A 14,277-nucleotide genomic window follows, 5' to 3' on the forward strand; every position below is an offset into this window, starting at 1 on the left:
CCGGCTACCCCAGCACCACGAGAACGACGGCACCGACGACGAGCACCACCACAGCCTGGAGGTAGTACTGGTGCAGTTGCCCGGTCTGCGGCCGGCGCGCGAGGTGCCCCAGCCGCCGCAGCCCGGCCGCGACAACCTCCACCGTCCGGTCGACTCGGCGCTCGTCGACCCGAGCGGCCCGCCGGGCGAGGACGACCGTGGCCCGCGCCGCCTGCGCGACGCCCCGGTCCAGCACCCGGTCGTCGAACCGAGCCGCCGCCGCACCGAGCGCCAGGGTCGGACGCGTCACCAGCACCGAAGCCACCTGTCGGAGGCCCAGCCACCGCCGCGCCCAGCGTGGTGCCGGCGCCCGCCACCGCGCCACGACGACGAGGGCCGCCAGGGCGATCAACGCCGACGCGGCCAGTTCCGGCACCGGAACCGGGTGGTAGCCGCCGGGTTGACCGACGGCGTGCGCGACCACGGCACCGGTCGGGGGCAGCGCCAGCAGCCCGGCGCCCGCGGCGGCGACCGCCAGCACCAGCAGCGGCAACCACCCGGCCCGGGGAATCCGCCCGGTGCCGGTCCCCTCCTGGTTCCGGTACGCGTCCACCGCGCCCTGCTGCTCGGCGGGGACCCGCCGCCAGAGCACGACGAGAACCTTCCCCGCGTAGGCGGCGGAGAGCGCTGCGGCCGCGAGGCCCACCGCGTACAGCGCCGGTGACTCCTCACGGACGGCAACGAGGATGGCGTCCTTGGTCGCCCAGAGCGACAGCGGCGCGATCCCGGCCAACGCCAACAGCGCGACCGTGGCCGACCAACCGACCAGCGACCACCGCCGGGCCACCCCGGCCAGACCGGCGAGCTGTTTGGTGCCCAGCGCGGCAAGCCACGCCCCGGCGGCGAGGAACAACAGCGCCTTGACCGCGGCGTGCGCCACCAGATGCGCGGTCCCACCCGCTACCGCGCCGGCCCCGGCGGCCAACACCACGAAACCGAGTTGAGCACAGGTGGAAGCGGCGAGGAGTTGCTTGAGGTCGGGCTGGGTGAGCGCGACCGCGCCGAGCAGCAGCGCGGTCCCCGCACCCACCCACATGGCCACCCACGGGGCCCAGCCGGTGGCGGCCAGCAGCGGCTGCGTCCGCAGGAGCAGGTAGCCGCCCAGCGCCACCATCGCCGCGGAGTGCAGCAGCGCGCTGACCGGGCTCGGCCCGGCCATCGCCCGGGACAGCCAGAAGGAGAACGGTAGCTGCGCGGCCTTGCCGAGCGCCGCGACCAGGACACCCGCCGCCAACACGTGCCGCCACCCCGGGCTGCTGGCGGCGAGGTCGGCCAGGGCCAGGCCCGCACCACCGGCCAGCGCCGCCCCGGCCGCCAGGTAGAGGCCAAGATCCGCAGTACGGGTGGTGACGAATGCCGTGCGGCCGGCGGCGACTCGGGCCTCGTCCCACCACCAGAACCCGATCAAGGCGTACGATGCGGCGCCCATCAGCTCCCAGGCGAAGAGCAACGTCGGCAGGGTGCCCGCCTTGACGGTGAGCGCGGCCGCGGCAGCGAACAACAGCATCAGGCCGTGGAACCGCGCCGCCGGGGTGAGCGCCTCGCCGGCGGCGGCCACCAGCACCAGCAGCGTCACCGCCAGCACCGTCGGCAGGACCAGCGCGGCCAGCCCATCCACCGTCAGGACGAGATCCGCGCCGGCCAGGAACGGCACCGCCACCGTCGGCCGGGCGACGGCGACCAGTGCTGACAGCAGCACGGCCGTGGCAGCGACCGCCAACGCGACCCGCACCGCGACCCGATCCCTGGGCCGGGCGACGACCAGCACGGCACCGGCGGTGGCGGGCAGGCCGACCACCGCCCACAACGCTGCCATCCCGAGCGCGGTCATCCGGACAGGTCCGCGGCCGTGTCGGTCAGGTCCGACCGCCGGATCCGGTGCAGTGACGTGGCGACGGCGAAGCCCATCGCCATCTCCACCGTCATCGCCGCGAGGATGACCAGAAGCAGCACCTGCCCGGACGGGTCGGGGGCGCAGAACCACCACAGCCCGGCCACGGCCAGGATCAGGCCGTTGAGCATCAACTCCAGGCCCATCATCACCATCACCACGACCTGTTGGGACAGGGCGCCGTACAAACCGACGGAGATCAGGGCCGCGGCCACCAGCAGCACAGTCCGTACTGTCACCGGCTGACTCCCCCCGGCTGCGGATCGGCCGCCCGAGGCCGACGAAGGTCGTCCCCGAGCCGGTCGTAGCGGGTGCGGTGCGCGGCCAGAACGACCCCACTGACGATGGTGGCCGCCATGACCACGCCCACCGTCGCCATGGTCAACATCTTCGGACCCATCAGCTCCGTGCCGAGGGCGGCGGTGACATCCGCCGGTGGGCTGCCGCGACGGCTCGGCCACGGCGCGAACAGCGCCCCGGCGGCCAGGAGCAGAAACACCCCGACCGACACCGGCAGGGCATGACGAGCACCGTGGACCATGTTCATCGACATCATCGCCGGATTCATTCCCATGAACATGTTCATGTAGACGGCCATGATCGCCATCTCCATCACCATCATCAGAATGACCAACACGCCGACGTAGAGCTGCTGCAGCAGGAGCACCTGAAGACCGACCGCGATGAAGGACAGCGCCAGGGAGTAGCTGGCCCGGGCCATCGAGTTGACGACGAAGACGGCGACCCCGGCGAGCACCGCGACGACCGCGAGGCCCCAGAAGACGAGGTGGGCGAGCATGCCTCAGCCCCCGATCACGATGACGGCGACGAGGAGGTCCTGCAGCAGCACCGCCGGCAGCAGCACCAGCCAGCCCACCTCCATGAACATGTCCGGACGCAGCGCGGGCGCCCGCCGGCGCAGCCACACCAATCCCGCCAGTAGCACCGTGGCCTTCACCAGCACCCAGGCCCAGGCGGGCAGCAGCGGCCCGCCCCCACCACCGAGGAACATCGGTACGGCGAAGGCGGCACCCGCCGCCAGCAGCGCGTACCGCCCGGCCAGAAACAACAGCCGATCCACACCGGAGAGCTCCGCCGTCACCCCACCCGCCACGTCGCGACCGAGCGCCGGCGAGAAGGGCCCCCACACCGCGATCGCCACCACGCCGAGGCAGTAGACGACGAAGGCCACCGGCATCCACACCACAAACCACAACCCCTGCTGCGCGGCGGCGACCTCCCCGACCCGCAGACTGGACGCCGCAACCGCCGGCGCCACCAACGCGAACATCAACGGCAACTCGTACGCCAGCCCGTGCGCGAGGAACCGGTACCCGCCGACCATCGCGTACGCGGAGTTGGCGCCCCACCCGGTCAGCCAGACGAACGCCCAGGCCAGGACATCGAGTGCGTTTACCCACACCACCCCGACAGCCAGGTCGAACAGGGTCCACCGCCCGAGCGGCACCACCGTGACGATCATCAGCGCCATCCCGAGCAACCCGGCCCCGCCGACCCGCCACAGCAGGCGGTCCGCGGCGACGGTGGTTCGCCGGCGCTGCCGCAGCAACCGCGCCACCTCACCCACCGGCCGCCCCATCCTGGACCGGGCACCGGCGGCCCGGCCGGCCAGGGCGCCGTCGAGGAGCGCCGCGGCGACCACGAGCGTCCCCAGCAGCCCCGCCGCGACCGGCGCCCAGCCACCGGAGACGGCTACCGGTGTTTCAGCCATCGGTAACCACACCCAGCGCAGCAATGTCGAGGCTGGCCACGATGAGCCGGGCGGTGGCCAGGTCCCACCCGGACACCACGCGGGCGACCGCCGCGGGCGGGGTGACCGGCACGCCGACCGCGACGCCGACGGGACCACCGGCCGCGAGGGCAGCCCGGTCGAGCATGCCGTTGAGTCGATCCCACACATCGCCGGTGAGATCCGGGGCGAGCCCCAAGCGGGCCAGTTCGTCGGGCGGCAGTGGCCCCACCCGCCGCAGCGACCAGTGCAGCAGCCGTGAGCGGCGCACCCGGCGCCGTAGCCGCGCCAACTCCGTGGTCGCCGCCGGCCGTTCACCGACCAGGAGCCGATCGCGGACAACGCGGGCCCGCTGGGCCGCGTCCTGCCAGCCCGCCAGGGCCAGCAGCCGAGCCGCGTTGTCGCAGCGTTGGGCAGCGAGCTCTGCGGCGTCTGCCGGCCTGACCTCGCCGGATGAATCACCACCGACCACCTGCGCACCGCCGGCAGGCCAGTGCCCAGCGTCAACGACACCCGCCTGCGCCTCGGCGATGAGGTCGCCGTGCAGATGGGCGTGGAGGACCAGGCCGGCTGGCCAGTCCGGCAGCACCGGGCCGAGTCGCACGTGCAACACGTCCATCTCCAGCCCGTCGCGATCCTCGCTGCCGTGTGCCAGGGCAATGTCGCCGTCCGGGGCGTCGTCGGGCCCACGCCCGTCGCGGGCGGTGCTGTCCCTCCGCTGGCGGGGCGTGTCCCGCAGGGTTGCCTCCGCCTGGTCCAGGGCGGCGGCCACCAGCTCCGGCCCGGTAACGTCGATCCGGGCTCGCGGCCCGGGCAGTTGCTCCCACAGGCGCGCCACCACCAGCGCCAGCTCCGGTCCGGGCGCCCCACACACCGCCAGAATGTCGGCGTCCGCCGGTGACACCGCCAGCCGCCACCCCCGGACGCCCGCGAGCCGCTCAACGGCGACCCGGGTCAGCCAGTACCCGGGCACCTCGATGAGCAGCAGGTGGGCGTGCCGGAGGGCGAGCCCCGCCAGCGCATTGCTCACACCCATCGCAGCGCGCCTTCCCGCCAGGCCCACACCACCGCGACGAGCACACCCGCCAGGAAGACGAACATCTCCACCACGGCGGTGACACCCAGGTCGGCGACGACGACCGCCCACGGGTACATGAAGAGCATCTCCACGTCGAACGCCAGGAACAACACCGTCACCAGGTACCAACGGACGTGGTACCGAGACAGGGCGTGCTCCGTTGGGGGCCAGCCGGACTGGAAGGGCGAGACCAGCAGCGGCCGACGAGCGATCGCCAGCGCACGATGCGCCAGGTAGCAGCCCGCCACGACCACTACGGCGACCAGCGCCATACCCGCCGCCCCTGCGTACATCACGCCTCACCCCGCCCTGCCCCACCCGCGAGGGCGCGCTATCACATTAGGAACCGAACGGGACTTTCCACCCGGATGGCGGGCCTCCTCACCCGTTTGAGGCTCATCCCCGGCCCCGCCCCCGCAATCTCTCGACGCCCGGACGGGGCACCGCCGCCGCCACAGCCAGCGGTAGCGAACCCGACACCGGATCCGGTAGACATAGTCCATGATGAATGGAATTGATCGCCGGACCTTACTCCGGGTGGCCGGTGCATCCGCTGGCACCGCCGCCCTCGCCAGCGCCACCGTCGCCAGCGGCAATCCCGCGCAGGCCGCCGGCGGCGCCTTCCGGCACGGCGTCGCCTCCGGTGACCCCCTCCCCAACGGAGTCCTACTCTGGACCCGCCTGACCCCGACCGAGGAGGCCCAGCCCGGCTCCGGGCTCGGCCCCGAGGCGCAGGTGTCCTGGCAGATCTCCGCCGACCCAGACTTCACCACGCTGCTGGCACAGGGGACGATCCCCACCGGGCCCGCGCGGGACCACACCGTTCGCGTCGAGGCAACCGGGCTCGAGCCAGCCACCACGTACTGGTACCGCTTCGGCTACGACGGCGGCTGGTCTCCGACCGGGCGAACGATGACGGCACCGGACCTGGACGCCGAGATCGATCGCCTGCGACTGGGAGTAGTCTCCTGCTCGAACTGGGAGGGCGGCTACTTCGCGGCCTACCGGTACCTGGCCGAGCGGGGCGACCTGAACCTCATCGTGCACCTCGGCGACTACCTCTACGAGTACGGCACCGGAGAACTCGGCACCGGGGGCCAGGTCATCCGTCCGGTCAGCCCACCGCACGAGACACTCACCCTGACCGACTACCGCATCCGGCACGCCACCTACAAGACCGACCCAGACCTGCAGTCCCTGCACGCCGCGCTGCCGTGGGCGATCACCTGGGACGACCACGAGGTCGCCAACAACTCGTGGTCCGGCGGCGCGGAGAACCACACCCCGGGCGATGAGGGTGACTACGCGGCCCGGTTGGCCGCGGCGCGGCAGGCATACCTGGAATGGATGCCCGTACGCGCGGGAGTGGACGGCGCCATCTACCGCCGACTCCGCTTCGGGCGCCTGGCTGATCTCTCCATGCTGGACCTGCGGACGTACCGGTCAGAGCAGGACTGGGGCGAGGTCGACGACGCCGACCGGACAATCACCGGCGAAGACCAGATGACCTGGCTGAAGAGCGGTCTGGCCGCCTCCGACGCGCGATGGAAGCTGGTCGGTAGCTCGGTGATGATCTCTCGCCTCGATGTCGGCACGCTGCCCGCCTGGCTCCTCGGCCCGCTGGGCGAACTGCTGGGCGTGCCACAGAACGGCTTGGTGCTGAACGCCGACCAGTGGGACGGCTACAACGCCGACCGCAACGAACTGGTCGACCACCTCCGCGCCACCGGTACCCGCGACGTCGTCTTCCTCACCGGGGATATCCACACCTCGTGGGCCAACGAACTGACGACGAAGGCCACCGGCCCCTGGTCGCCGGCCGCCGCCGAATTCGTGGTGCCATCGGTGACCACCGACAACGTGGACGACTTCCTGCGACTACGGCCCGACAACGCCATCAGCAAGCTCGGCGCGAGCCTGATCCGCGCGACGAATCCACACGTGCGCTGGACCGAACTGGACGGACACGGCTACGGCGTGTTGGAGGTGACGCGGGCCTCGTGCCGAATGGACTGGTACCACCTGGCGGACCGGACCAAGCCGACCACATCCAGCCAGTGGGTCGCCGGCTGGTCGGTCGGCGCCGGGTCGGCGAAGCTACGCGAGGAGCATTCACCCCTAACCTGACCCGCATTCCCACCAGACACCGAACGGTGTTACCTGATCGAAACATAACGCCACTAGCACCCTCCAACACCTTCATGTCACATTGACGTTCGTCACTGGATTGTCTCCCACCCACCACCGTCAGGTCCGAACTCTGGGCCGCCTGGATCGAAAGAGACCCCCATGAGACGCTTCGTCCGCACCGCCATCGTCGCCGCCCTAGTGGCGACGGTGGCACTGGTCGCCCCGTCGGCCGCGCAGGCCGCAGACCGCAATCCCGTCCTCTTCGTCCATGGTCTGAGCAGTTCCGCCAGCACCTGGAACGCCTGGATCAACAAGTTCAAGGCGGACGGCTACCAGGCCTCCGAGCTGTACACCTGGTCCTACGACTGGAAACAGTCCAACGCGACCACCGGCTCGAAGCTCATCACCAAGGTGCAGGAGGTGCTCGACGCGAGCGGCGCCACGAAGGTTGATATCGTCGCCCACTCGATGGGAGCACTGAGCTCCCGCTGGTACCTCAAGAACGGCGGCGGGACCGCCACCGTGGACGACTTCGTCTCCGTGGCCGGGGTAAACCACGGCACCGACGTCTCCTTGTTCTGCTTCTTCTACATCTCGTGCCGGGAAATGATTCGAGGCAGTAGCTTCCTCGACTCCCTGAACTCCGGTGACGAAACCCCCGGAAACGTAAACTACGCCACCCTGTGGTCGACGTGCGACGCACTGATCAACCCCGACAGTTCGGCAAAGCTCGACGGTGCGGTGAACACCTCCGTGGGCTGCAAGGGGCACACCGACATGAATGACGACTCCAGTAACTACACCAAGGTCCGAGACTTCATCGCCTGACCGGCACGGCACCACCGTCCAGTTCGTACGTCCGAAAGCCGTCACCGGCAGCCCAACGCCGAAACTTCCCCGGCTATCGCGCTCCGCAACCGATCAGGGGCGGGTACTCAGGCCACCGAGACCCGCTCCTGACCGCTTTCCGCCCCCGACCGAAAGGACCCGCGGTGCTCGGGGCAGTGCCGGCACCAGCAGTCGATTAGGGTCCCGGCATGCTTACGAGGAACGTTGATCCCACGGTAGGCCTGGTGCAGGTACGCACGGACAGTGAACGCGCGGTACTCGAATCCTTCCTCGACTTCCACCGCGGCGTGGCGCTGCGCAAGCTGCGTGGACTCTCCGAAACCGATGCCGCCTGGTGCCGTCCACCACCACGGTCGCCGGCCTGGTCAAACACCTCACGCTCGTCGAGCGAAACTGGTTCTCCGCGCTACTCGACCCCCGTGCCGGGGAGGTCGTGCTGGCCACCGCGGAGAGCGCGCTGGCCAGCTTCACCCTGACCGACGAGGACACCGTCGAGCGGCTTGCGACGGCCTACGAGGCAGAGTGCGTCCGGTCCCGAACGGTTGCCGCCCGGTTCGACCTCGACCATGTGGTGCCGCAGCCGCAGCTCGGCGAAGTCTCACTCCGCTGGATCCTGGTGCACATGATCCAGGAGACAGCCCGGCACGCCGGCCACGCGGACGTCCTTCGCGAGCTGACCGACGGGTCAACCAGCGCTTTCTGACCGCAGCCCGGCCGCCGGGCTCGGCTGCGCCGTTGTCCGCGCCCGATCCGCCGCCAAACGGTTCGCCGCCCGGTCGACGCGGCAGCAGGGGTTAGCCATCGACAGTGCCGTGTCGCATCATGGACGGCATGCTGCGGATGCCGTACGCCCTGTTGTGGGACTTCGGTGGTGTCCTCGCGGACGCTCCGCGACAGTCACCGGCACCGGCAGCAGTGGTCCGCCGACTGTTCACCCTGGTGAACGGCACAGTCTCCACCGAGCGGATCGCCAACGACCTGGCCAGAGGCACCCGCTCCTACGCCGCCTGGCGCGACGAGGTCGGCCGGGGTGGCGAGCCGACGGAGCTACCACACACCCGGGTCTGGGCGGACTTCGTCACCCACACCTGGCCGCAGCCCGCCCGCGAGGCCGTCGAACGGGAGGCCACATCGCTGGCGTACGCTTGGACCTGGCGGGCCGAGTGGCAGGTCCGCCCCGGCATCCCCGAAGCGCTACAGGCCGCTGCCGAGGCGGGCCTACCGATGGCCGTGGTCAGCAACGCCCTCTGCGGCGCCGCACACCGGGACTTCCTCGCCACCGCTGGCCTGTCCGGGCGCTTCACCGCCGAGTTCTACAGCGACGAAGCCGGGCCCCGCAAGCCCAACCCCCGCCTCGCCCACCTCGCCGCCGACGCCCTCGGCGTACCGATCCGGGGCTGCTGGTTCATCGGCGACAGCGTGCACCGGGACATCGTGTGCGCCCGCCGTGCCGGTGCCGGCGCGGCCATCCTGATGCGCTCGCCCCGCACCGACCGAGAACCCCCACATCCCGACATACGGCCGGACGCTCGGGTCGAGGATGGCAACGAGCTACTCGCCCTGCTGCGCCGAAGCAGCACCGCCGCGGACATCTGACGAGGCCCGGCCGCCGTACGCCTCATCGCCGGTCTCTCCGGTGACCGAGCAGGTGGGCGAGTTGTTCGGTCGGGGACGAGGTCCGTCCCCCGACAACGGGCGCGTCATGATTCCGCGAAGCCGGTCCGGGATAGCCGCACCAACCATGCCTGACCGTCTGTGGTGCCCGGGGCTATCCGACTCTCGTCGGATAGCCCCTTCGTGTTCCGGTAACTCCTCGCGGATTCCGTCGGCGGTGTGGGCGGTCTCGATGTCGAAAGCGCAAGCAGGGCGACGATCCACGCCGTGTCATCGATCTTGTCGAGCAAGGCGCACCCGTCGATGTTCCGGCCACATCTCACAGCTGAGCTCGGCCACCCCGGCATTCGCCTCACTGGGTTCGAGCGACACCCAGACCAGCGGACGACTGCGCAGGTGACACGGGTCCACTGACGGGGGGTGTGCCTGCCTGGGGTGCTCGGCGGCGAGCCGCCACTCGATCTTGGCAGGTTTGGCGCGAACGGTGGCCCGCGCATCCGGCGTCAACGGGAACATGTGGGTATCAGGGCTGCAAGTCGTCAGCCCATTCTGCGGGGATGCTGATCTGCCCAGGCGCCAGGAAGACATCTGCAACTTCCTGGCATGGTCAACAACACCACGAGATGCATCGAAGACAATGACCTATCTTGGTGGCGTCCCGGGTGATCACACTCGCCTAGCCAAACACTGAGGCCCTGACCGGAACTGTTGGTCAGGGCCTTATTGATGTGGAGCTGAGGGGATTTGAACCCCTGACCCCCTCGATGCGAACGAGGTGCGCTACCGGTCTGCGCCACAGCCCCTCCGCCGGTGTACCGGCGTAGGTCCCACTCGGCGTTCACCGAGCGGGCCGGCGCTAAGGCTAACAGGTCGCTGGCCGCCCGGCGAATTGCCCCCGACGCGGCGAAGGGGTGCGCCGCGAACCAAGCGGGTGGAACGCCCGGTTCCGGCCGCGTGTGCGCTCCGAGGTCAAGCCGGGTGGGCACCGCGGCCGGACTGGTACGGGCGCCCGCGTAGGCCGCCGGCCCGCCGGTAGGAGACGGTCCCGCCGTTCGCCGCCGCCGGCAGGTCCGCCGGCCGGTCCAGACCCATCGCGGTACGGCGTACCGACTCCCGTTGGGCCGCCAGGCGGCGCTGTGCCTCGCGCCGGGCCGCGGCCCGGCGCGACTGCTCGCGCCGCACCTCAGCTTGACGGGCGGCCAGCCAGGCTGCCTCGCGGGCCTGGGCGCGTCGGCGGCGCTGGTCCGCGAGGGCACGGGAGCGCAGGTGGGCGACGTAGGCCAGGAGTAGGGCGGCGGTGACCGCGAAGCTGATCCAGAATCCGGGGCCGACGAACAGCACCCCGACCAGTTCGACGGCGTTGAGCAAGAACAGCGCGGCAAGCACTCGCCGCCGGCGGTAGATGGCTGGGGGGCCCGGGCGGCGGCGCGGCTGGGGTCGGCGTGGGTGGGCGCCCGGGCGCCCACCGAGCCGGCGCTGCCGTTTGGGGTTGGCCGGGACCGCGCGCAGCTGGTCCGACCGACGGGACCGTGGCGCCGATTCGGCACCGCCGGTATCGGAGCCGCCGTTTTCGCTTAACGTAACCGAAAGGGAACGTGGCGGATTTATCGGTCGGCGACCTGGGACAGTGCGGCGTCGTCGACGGCGCTGGAGCACCCGCGCCGTCGACTTCGCCCGCTCCGCCACCAGCCGCTCGGTCGCGTCGTACCGGCGGACCAGGGCCGGCGCCAGGGCGAGCAGGCCGGCGGCGGCGAGGACGGCGAGGAGCACCGAGGTCGGCACCCGCACCCCTCCCGTTCACCGAATTTCGGGCAAGCACAGGCCAACACCGGACGATCTTTCACGTTTCGGCCTGAAGCCGAAGATCCTACGGGCGGCTGCAAATGCCGTAGCTTGCAGTTACCTGAGGTTACGGGCGGAGGCACCGGATGCCGGCACGCCGCGCCGATCGTCTCGGCCGGGACCCGTTCAGCCGGTCGTTGCCCGTAGCCGGTACCAACGGGCCAGCAGGCCCCCCTCGGCCGCCACGTCCTCGCTGGTCAGGGCGTACCCGATGTGGTCACGCCAGGCGCCGTCGATGTGCATGTAGCGCACGTGGTACGCCTCCTCGCGAAAGCCCAGCTTCTCCATCACCCGACGCGACGGCTGATTCTCCGGGCGGATGCTGATCTCGACCCGGTGCAGCCCGCCCGGCCCGAAGGCGTGGTCCACCGCCAGGGCAAGCGCGGTAGGGATGATGCCTCGCCCGGCCACCCGGGAATCCACCCAGTAGCCGACAGAGCCCGAGCAGAACGCCTGGCGCACGATGCTGCCGACATTCAGATGCCCGACCAGGCGTTCCCGTCCTCCCTCGCGGAGACAGACCACAAACGGCATGCTCTCGCCGATCCGGGCCGAGCGGCGCTGCTCCCGATACACCCAGCGAAAGGCGTCGGGTGAGTTCAGGTCCGCCCAGGCACCTGGGAGCGACGCCTCCCAGGGAGCAAGCCACGCCTCGTTGGCGCGGCGCACCTCAGACCAGGCCACGGCGTCGGAACGCCGGTAGGGCCGCACCAACACCGGACCATCCACCAACACGGCGGGCCAGCCCGGCGGACGTCGTCCCAGAAGGCTCACCGGCCGATCCTCCGCCCTCGGCGCCGGCCGGGGCAAGCACCCTCACCGACGTCGGTCCAGCAGCAACACGTCCACGGTGGAACCCGCCGCGGCTGTGGTCACCCGCTCACCGAGCACCAGCAACCCGTTCGCCTCGGCCAGCCCGGAAAGGGCCAGTGGGCCGCCCCGCAACGGCTGGACGGTGTAGCCGCCGCCACGCCGTTCCGCGACCTGCGCCGGTCGAAACTCACGCAACCCCGCCGGCGACGATATCGTCTCCAGTAGATGTCCCCGAACACCGGGGCGAAAAACCGGCTCCGCCCCGGCCAACACATTGATCACCGGTCGGGCCAGCACCTCGAAACCGATCAGCGCCGCCCCCGGGTCACCTGGCAGGCAGACCACCGGTACCTCCTCCGGGCCGACCGTACCGAACCCGAGGGCGGTGCCGGGGTAGAGCGCCACCTCGGTGAAGGCCACCGATCCGGTCCGGCTCCCCTCCCGACGGGAGAGAATCCGCCGGACCATGTCGCCCGGCCCGGTGCCGGTACCACCGGTGGTGATGATCAGGTCGGCGCGCAGGGTCTGGTCCTCCAGCAGGCCACGTAGCCCCTCCGGGTCGTCGTCGCAGATGCCCACCCGGTACGCGAGAGCGCCGGCCTCAGCCGCCGCCGCGGTCAACGCGTGCGAGTTCACATCCACCACCTGGCCGGGTTGGCTGCCCCGCCCCACCTCGACGAGTTCGTCACCGGTGGCCACGACCACCACGCGCGGGCTGGGCCGGACCACCACATGGCCGATTCCGGTAGCGGCGAGCACCGCGACCAGCGCCGGCGAGACATAGGTACCGACCCGGGCGAGCAACGTGCCGGCCGGGAGTTCCTCGCCGGCCTTGCGGACGCTGTACCCCCGCTTCGGCACCCGGTAGATCTCCACCGATGCCATACCCTGGTCGGTCCACTCGACCGGAACCACCACGTCCGCACCGATCGGCAGCGGCGCCCCGGCGGCCACCGAGAAGCAGGTCCCCGGGGTGAGCCGGACCGGACGCCAACTAGCGGCACCCAGGTCACCGACGACGTTGAGCTGCACAACCCGCCCGCCGGGCGAGCCGGCCTGGGCCGGTAGGGACACGATGCCCCGGCCACCGGCGACGATGTCCTCCCAGCACGCCGCGTACCCGTCCACGGCCGCCTGGTCGAAGGCGGGGACGGAGTGTGTCGCGACGACATCCTCAGCGAGGACGTTTCCGTACGCCTGGGTGAGGTCGAGGTCGAGTGGCGGCAGTGCGCGTAACCTGCGCAGCACACTGCCCAGGTAGTCGGCGAGCGGCGTCAACTCGTTCACGGCCGCCTCGGCGTCGGCCGTCCCCGTCATGTACGCGGACCACCCGAGGAGCCCGCGTTGACGAAGTCGGCGAGCCACTTACGGAACTCTGCGCCAAGGTCGTCGCGTTCCGCGGCGATCTGCACGACGGTCTGGAGATAGCCCAACGGCATGCCCGTGTCGTACCGGGTGCCCCGGTAGACGATGGCGTGCACCGGCACCCCCTCGGTGCGCAGGCGTTCCATCGCATCGGTCAGTTGGATCTCGCCACCGCTACCCGGATCGGTCCGGCGGATCGCGTCGAAGATTCGGCCAGGAAGGACGTAGCGGCCCAACACGGCGAGATTGCTGGGGGCTTCCTCCGGCTCCGGCTTCTCCACCATGCCGGTCACCCGAACCACGTCGCCGATGTCGGCGAACTCCGCCTCGGCTGGAACCACCGAGGCGATGCCGTAACGGGTGGTCTGGTCGGGGTCGACCTCGAAGAAGGCCAGCACGACCCCGCCCGTCCGGGCCTGCAGCTCCAACATGGCCGGCAGCAGCGGCTCGGTCGGCTTCACGAACTCGTCCCCGAGCAGCACCGCGAAGGGCTGGTCCCCGATGTGGGACTCGGCGTAGCCGACGGCGTGGCCGAGCCCGAGCTGATCCGGCTGCCGGCAGGTGTAGATGGCGGCCAGGTCCTCGGTCCGTTTGACCGCGGCCAGCAACTCGGGCTTCTTCGCGAGCCGCTCTTCCAGGTCGGGGCGGCGGTCGAAGTGATCGACCATGGAGGTCTTGCCTCGCCCGGTGATCAGCAGGACGTCGGTGATCCCGGCCTGGGTGGCCTCCTCGACGATGTACTGCAACACCGGCCGGTCAACCACGGGGAGCAACTCCTTGGGCACCGCTTTGGTGGCGGGCAGGAAGCGGGTGGCGAGCCCGGCGGCCGGAATGACCGCCTTGACCGCGCGGGGACCGCCGGTCCCGGTGGCCGTCGATGGAGGTTTCGCTGCGTGCTCCGACATG

At 70.8% G+C, this 14,277-nt stretch carries 13 protein-coding genes, 1 tRNA gene and 1 pseudogene; 4 read left to right on the plus strand and 11 right to left on the minus strand.

All coding sequences use genetic code 11. The features are described from left to right. Nucleotides 1–4: 4 nt before the first annotated feature. From SALPAC3_RS0110670 to SALPAC3_RS0110695, 6 genes are read right to left on the minus strand one after another with little or no spacing between them, the layout of a single operon-like run. Complete coding sequence (locus tag SALPAC3_RS0110670) at nucleotides 5–1,870, minus strand: proton-conducting transporter transmembrane domain-containing protein (protein WP_018221233.1); 1,866 nt, start codon at nucleotides 1,868–1,870, stop codon at nucleotides 5–7. Further along, a complete protein-coding gene (locus SALPAC3_RS0110675; protein WP_018818170.1) occupies nucleotides 1,867–2,169 on the minus strand; it encodes an NADH-quinone oxidoreductase subunit NuoK in 303 nt (100 codons plus the stop codon). The genes SALPAC3_RS0110670 and SALPAC3_RS0110675 overlap by 4 nt, the downstream gene beginning before the upstream one ends. Beyond that, a complete protein-coding gene (locus tag SALPAC3_RS0110680) occupies nucleotides 2,166–2,729 on the minus strand; it encodes a hypothetical protein (protein WP_018221235.1) in 564 nt (187 codons plus the stop codon). The genes SALPAC3_RS0110675 and SALPAC3_RS0110680 overlap by 4 nt, the downstream gene beginning before the upstream one ends. A gap of 3 nt (nucleotides 2,730–2,732) precedes the next feature. Next, nucleotides 2,733–3,662 carry an NADH-quinone oxidoreductase subunit H gene (locus SALPAC3_RS0110685; RefSeq protein WP_018221236.1) on the minus strand — a complete coding sequence of 310 codons (930 nt, stop codon included), beginning with the start codon at nucleotides 3,660–3,662 and terminating at the stop codon, nucleotides 2,733–2,735. Next, nucleotides 3,655–4,716 (minus strand): hypothetical protein, encoded by a 1,062-nt coding sequence (locus tag SALPAC3_RS0110690; RefSeq protein WP_018221237.1) that lies wholly within the window; start codon nucleotides 4,714–4,716, stop codon nucleotides 3,655–3,657. The genes SALPAC3_RS0110685 and SALPAC3_RS0110690 overlap by 8 nt, the downstream gene beginning before the upstream one ends. Further along, the gene (locus tag SALPAC3_RS0110695) at nucleotides 4,707–5,030 is read right to left on the minus strand and encodes an NADH-quinone oxidoreductase subunit A (RefSeq protein WP_018221238.1); all 324 of its coding nucleotides are present in this window, start codon (nucleotides 5,028–5,030) and stop codon (nucleotides 4,707–4,709) included. The genes SALPAC3_RS0110690 and SALPAC3_RS0110695 overlap by 10 nt, the downstream gene beginning before the upstream one ends. A gap of 229 nt (nucleotides 5,031–5,259) precedes the next feature. On the opposite strand from SALPAC3_RS0110695, the gene SALPAC3_RS0110700 reads away from it, so the two are divergent. From SALPAC3_RS0110700 to SALPAC3_RS0110715, 4 genes and pseudogenes are all read left to right on the plus strand, one after another. Further along, nucleotides 5,260–6,885, plus strand: coding sequence for an alkaline phosphatase D family protein (locus tag SALPAC3_RS0110700; RefSeq protein WP_026185438.1), 1,626 nt, complete (start codon nucleotides 5,260–5,262; stop codon nucleotides 6,883–6,885). A gap of 162 nt (nucleotides 6,886–7,047) precedes the next feature. Beyond that, entirely contained in the window at nucleotides 7,048–7,716 is a 669-nt protein-coding gene (locus SALPAC3_RS0110705) for an esterase/lipase family protein (protein WP_018221240.1), read from the plus strand. A gap of 245 nt (nucleotides 7,717–7,961) precedes the next feature. Beyond that, nucleotides 7,962–8,440, plus strand: a pseudogene (locus SALPAC3_RS25620) (DinB family protein). A gap of 119 nt (nucleotides 8,441–8,559) precedes the next feature. Continuing rightward, complete coding sequence (locus SALPAC3_RS0110715; RefSeq protein WP_018221242.1) at nucleotides 8,560–9,333, plus strand: HAD family hydrolase; 774 nt, start codon at nucleotides 8,560–8,562, stop codon at nucleotides 9,331–9,333. A 747-nt stretch (nucleotides 9,334–10,080) separates the two neighbouring features. Here SALPAC3_RS0110715 and SALPAC3_RS0110720 read toward each other — a convergent pair. The 5 genes from SALPAC3_RS0110720 to SALPAC3_RS0110740 all read right to left on the minus strand — a co-directional run bounded on the left by SALPAC3_RS0110720 (nucleotide 10,081) and on the right by SALPAC3_RS0110740 (nucleotide 14,276). After that, nucleotides 10,081–10,154, minus strand: a tRNA-Ala gene (locus SALPAC3_RS0110720). A 166-nt stretch (nucleotides 10,155–10,320) separates the two neighbouring features. Then, nucleotides 10,321–11,139, minus strand: coding sequence for a divisome protein SepX/GlpR (sepX, locus tag SALPAC3_RS0110725; protein ID WP_018221243.1), 819 nt, complete (start codon nucleotides 11,137–11,139; stop codon nucleotides 10,321–10,323). A 180-nt stretch (nucleotides 11,140–11,319) separates the two neighbouring features. After that, a complete protein-coding gene (locus tag SALPAC3_RS0110730) occupies nucleotides 11,320–11,967 on the minus strand; it encodes a GNAT family N-acetyltransferase (RefSeq protein ID WP_026185439.1) in 648 nt (215 codons plus the stop codon). Nucleotides 11,968–12,009: 42 nt separating this feature from the next. Further along, nucleotides 12,010–13,323 (minus strand): molybdopterin molybdotransferase MoeA, encoded by a 1,314-nt coding sequence (locus SALPAC3_RS0110735; protein WP_018221245.1) that lies wholly within the window; start codon nucleotides 13,321–13,323, stop codon nucleotides 12,010–12,012. Continuing rightward, nucleotides 13,320–14,276: a UTP--glucose-1-phosphate uridylyltransferase gene (locus tag SALPAC3_RS0110740; protein WP_018221246.1), complete on the minus strand. Its 957-nt coding sequence runs from the start codon at nucleotides 14,274–14,276 to the stop codon at nucleotides 13,320–13,322. Before SALPAC3_RS0110740 ends, SALPAC3_RS0110735 begins: the two co-directional genes overlap by 4 nt. Between the last annotated feature and the right edge of the window lies 1 nt (nucleotide 14,277).

Source organism: Salinispora pacifica DSM 45544 (assembly GCF_000378845.1).
Lineage (GTDB): Bacteria > Actinomycetota > Actinomycetes > Mycobacteriales > Micromonosporaceae > Micromonospora > Micromonospora pacifica.